General features: G+C 58.8%; 6 protein-coding genes. 3 read left to right on the top strand and 3 right to left on the bottom strand.

Features of this window, described 5'->3' with window-relative positions; genetic code table 11:
* Positions 1–93 precede the first annotated feature (93 nt).
* The 3 genes from HMPREF2924_RS11990 to HMPREF2924_RS11980 all read right to left on the bottom strand — a co-directional run bounded on the left by HMPREF2924_RS11990 (position 94) and on the right by HMPREF2924_RS11980 (position 1,615).
* On the bottom strand, positions 94–738 hold the full coding sequence (locus HMPREF2924_RS11990; RefSeq protein WP_003133746.1) for a DNA cytosine methyltransferase: 645 nt from the start codon (positions 736–738) through the stop codon (positions 94–96).
* Positions 739–745: 7 nt separating this feature from the next.
* Complete coding sequence (locus HMPREF2924_RS35875; RefSeq protein WP_034047698.1) at positions 746–1,030, bottom strand: lysogeny maintenance protein PflM; 285 nt, start codon at positions 1,028–1,030, stop codon at positions 746–748.
* 369 nt (positions 1,031–1,399) lie between these two features.
* The gene (locus tag HMPREF2924_RS11980; protein ID WP_023086597.1) at positions 1,400–1,615 is read right to left on the bottom strand and encodes a hypothetical protein; all 216 of its coding nucleotides are present in this window, start codon (positions 1,613–1,615) and stop codon (positions 1,400–1,402) included.
* A gap of 151 nt (positions 1,616–1,766) precedes the next feature.
* On the opposite strand from HMPREF2924_RS11980, the gene HMPREF2924_RS11975 reads away from it, so the two are divergent.
* The 3 genes from HMPREF2924_RS11975 (at position 1,767) to HMPREF2924_RS11965 (ending at position 2,762) form a co-directional block, all read left to right on the top strand.
* Positions 1,767–2,006 (top strand): DNA-binding protein, encoded by a 240-nt coding sequence (locus HMPREF2924_RS11975; RefSeq protein ID WP_225319078.1) that lies wholly within the window; start codon positions 1,767–1,769, stop codon positions 2,004–2,006.
* A 129-nt stretch (positions 2,007–2,135) separates the two neighbouring features.
* A complete protein-coding gene (locus HMPREF2924_RS11970; protein WP_123809168.1) occupies positions 2,136–2,429 on the top strand; it encodes a hypothetical protein in 294 nt (97 codons plus the stop codon).
* Positions 2,430–2,510: 81 nt separating this feature from the next.
* Positions 2,511–2,762, top strand: coding sequence for a hypothetical protein (locus HMPREF2924_RS11965; RefSeq protein ID WP_070700499.1), 252 nt, complete (start codon positions 2,511–2,513; stop codon positions 2,760–2,762).
* Positions 2,763–2,782 lie beyond the last annotated feature (20 nt).

Here is a 2,782-nt window from a genome sequence, read left to right as displayed (position 1 = left end):
GGGAGCGCGGCCCTTGACCGGATCGGCCACGGTGCGGGCGGCCTGGATCAGGCAGAGCAGGAGCAGCGCTTTCAGGGTGTCAGCGAGCATGGGTCAGCCCTCCAGGACACGCAGCAGGTCCTGCTGCTCGGGGTGAAAACTCACAGATTCTGGTTCCGCCAAGGCCCGCATCACATAACGGCCCCACTGCTCGGCCATCGCCTCGGCGATACCGATATAGGTCCGGCTACGGTCCTTCCAGCGGTCAGGGCCTGGCGCCATGTAATGCACGACCGGAGAACGTCCATCGACGATACGGGTCGGCTCCAGAAGCGGCAGGTTCTGCAACCAGAGGTGCGTTTCCTTGCGCTCGCCGTGTCCGAACATCCAGGGCTGGATGATCTGGTCCGGCTTGCGAATATGGCTGGAGATCACAGACTTGGGGTTCTCCAGTGCCTTGAATCGAATAGGCGCCGACAGCAGGGTACGAACGAACTCCAGGGCACGTGCCTGACGACCGTCAGCAATCTTCTCGGGAAACCAGCGGGCACCCGAGGTAGCCAGGTCAGTGCAGGGCGGGTGGGCAATCAGCAGATCCCACCCCCAGTCCAGCATTTCCAGGACATCCCCCTGGACGTGCTCCCCTTCGGTTTCCGAAGGCAGCAGATCGCAGCTCACGGCGTAAAAACCAACCCGGGCCAGTGCATCGCGGACACGCCCGGAGAACTCGCAGGCAATCAGTGCGGTTGGCTGTCTCATAAGGCAGTCACTCCAGGACGAAAGGTTTGTGCAGTCGAACGCCGGGCGTGGGTTTCCCGCTGTCGTACACAACGTGCCAGTACTTCGGCGGACGCCGGGACGGGTCGTGTTTCGCGCAGAAGGAACGGGGACGGCAGAGCCAGCGGCCACCTTCCCGATAGGGCAGCCCAGGGGGCCGGCAGTCCGGACACGGCGACGGGCTGTGCAATGGGATGACCTGCCTTGCGGACCAGCACACAGAGCAAGCGCAGTCCGGGGCGTGGGTTTGGCGCAAGTAATTCGGAGACGACATGGTCAGCTTCCTCCTTATCTTGGCGAGCACGGCCCCAGGCGAGAGCCTCAACCCGCAGGTCGGTCAGATAGGATTCTTCCGGCTGGGAGAGGTAGCCGGAGTCCATGAGGCCATCGATCAGCATCAGGGCGCGGTTGAAGGGTTCGCTGGGATGCTCTGCCGCGTGCAGCAGATAGCCCTCAAGGAAGCCCAACAAGGCGTTAATCGGGTTGCTCGACAGAACGCGCGCTAGCTCAACGCCTTCAAAGCTCTGCTCAACACGAAAGACCAGTTCGGCATTCAGGGAGCGCATAGAGGCCTTGGCAGCCTGTTCAACCCGAGCGCGAAGAGCTGGAGGCATACGGAGCTTGAATTGCGGATCGGTGCGGCTCATGCCGTCCACTCCTGTTCCAACAGCCAGTTGCGCAGCAGCGCGCTATTTACCATGCGCAGCTTTCCAAGCTTCACGGACGGCAGCACCCCCCGGTAAACCCAGGCGCGGGCGGTGCCGTAGCTAATGCCGTTGCGCTCCGCCCACCGCTCGATGGACTCCACATCCTGTTGCGGCCCTATCAGGGCACCGGGGTTAAGCTCTTCCAGTTCCATGCTCGTTCCGTCACTATTCATTCCAATGCAGACAGTCATCTCTGCGTAAATAATACGCTTTCGTGCATATTACGCAAAGCAATCCAATGCGTAAAGATTACTCGGATTGAATTTATCTTTGATGGACGGCGTAAAAGATAGAGCCCTTCAATTGATCAAGAAGGTCGGCCCAAGACGATTGAGCGATATGGGCGGCAAAAACTATGATCGGTGGAGGAACATCAGCAGCGAGAAGATACGCATCAGCACCGAGGAAATCGGCATCCTTGCTCAGGCGTTTCCGGAGTACGCCCTTTGGCTAGTGAGCGGTCGCGTTGAGCCTCAGAACGGCCACGTGAGCCCTGACTACGAGGAAGCCGATGCCAAATTAGCCAAACCCAGCGCGGGGTAGAGCTAACTAGGAAGGTGGCACTGCGCTGGTTCAGCAAAGGATGTGGTTAGCGCGGCAATCCGACCAGTGACGATTGCCGACTAGCCAAACGCCAGCAAAAATACTGTTTATTTAAACAGTATTTTGACTATGCAATTTGATATTCGCCGCATGCGCCGCTATGGCAAAGTCCTTGGACGCGCTGGCTTCGACAAAGCCCCTGTACTAAGAGGAGACGTATGGGTGCGGATGGCCTCGACCTCGCCACTCAACCGCCCTACCTTGATCGCCGAAATCCTCAAAACCAGTCCTAGCGGGTCGATTTTGCCAACACTGCACGACGTGCAAATTCACGGTGTGAGGACCAATGCACTGCTCATCACCGGCATTGAGTTCATCGACGGCGTGGCCTACTCACAATTCTGGCATTGCCGAGTGACGTGAGCCCCTTCCCTATCCCTTCAGAAAGTAGGATTATCTACTGGCACTATGATAGTGCAGCACACCTCAAAGGACTGAGTGCAGATGAAAGCAGACTGGGACGATGCCCCGCAGCACCTCAAGCGCAAACACCAAAGCGCTGGAAAGTGGGTGGTGGCCGTTACCATCGGTGTCGCTTTCACCGCCCTGGCCATCTACGTGGCCGATCACAAGCTCCAGTTTTCACCTGAGCCGCCAATTACTCAGGCGCCCCCGGCAGAAAGCTATACGCCGAAATACGAGTTCAGCGAGCCCACCGGCCAGCCCGCCGCGACACCAGAGCAATGTTGGCGCTGATGGAAAATTGACCCACCCTG

It is taken from the genome of Pseudomonas sp. HMSC063H08 (genome assembly GCF_001813645.1).
GTDB classification, from domain to species: domain Bacteria; phylum Pseudomonadota; class Gammaproteobacteria; order Pseudomonadales; family Pseudomonadaceae; genus Pseudomonas; species Pseudomonas aeruginosa.
Note: the sequence above shows the minus strand (reverse complement) of the source record. Positions and strands in the feature narration are given on the sequence as shown.